At 63.7% G+C, this 493-nt stretch carries 1 protein-coding gene; it reads left to right on the top strand.

Annotated elements, in window-relative coordinates:
- Nucleotides 1–493, top strand: a 493-nt coding sequence (locus tag U5A57_RS41375) for an FAD-binding protein (protein ID WP_321918109.1), incomplete at both ends; no start/stop codon positions are given.

Raw genomic sequence — 493 nt, 5'->3', positions numbered from 1 at the left:
GACGCGTTCGCACACGGTCGCCGCTCAAGGCGGTATCGGCGCCTCGCTCGGCAACATGAGCGAAGACAATTGGCACTATCACTTCTACGACACGATCAAGGGCTCCGACTGGCTCGGCGACCAGGACGCGATCGAGTTCATGTGCCGTGAAGCACCGAACGCCGTGTACGAGCTCGAACACATGGGCATGCCGTTCGACCGTAACGCCGACGGCACGATTTACCAGCGCCCGTTCGGCGGCCACACGGCCAACTACGGCGAGAAGCCGGTTCAGCGCGCCTGTGCTGCTGCTGACCGTACCGGCCACGCGCTGCTGCACACGCTGTATCAGCAAAACGTCGCGGCGAAGACCACGTTCTTCGTCGAATGGATGGCGCTCGACCTGATTCGCGACGCCGAAGGCGACGTGCTCGGCGTGACCGCGCTCGAAATGGAAACGGGCGACGTCTACATCCTCGAAGGCAAGACCACGCTGTTCGCCACGGGCGGCGCA

Source organism: Paraburkholderia sp. J11-2 (genome assembly GCF_905220185.1).
Classification (GTDB): Bacteria; Pseudomonadota; Gammaproteobacteria; order Burkholderiales; family Burkholderiaceae; genus Paraburkholderia.
The sequence above is the reverse complement of the archived record's forward strand: the minus strand, read 5'-3'. Positions and strand labels throughout refer to the sequence as shown.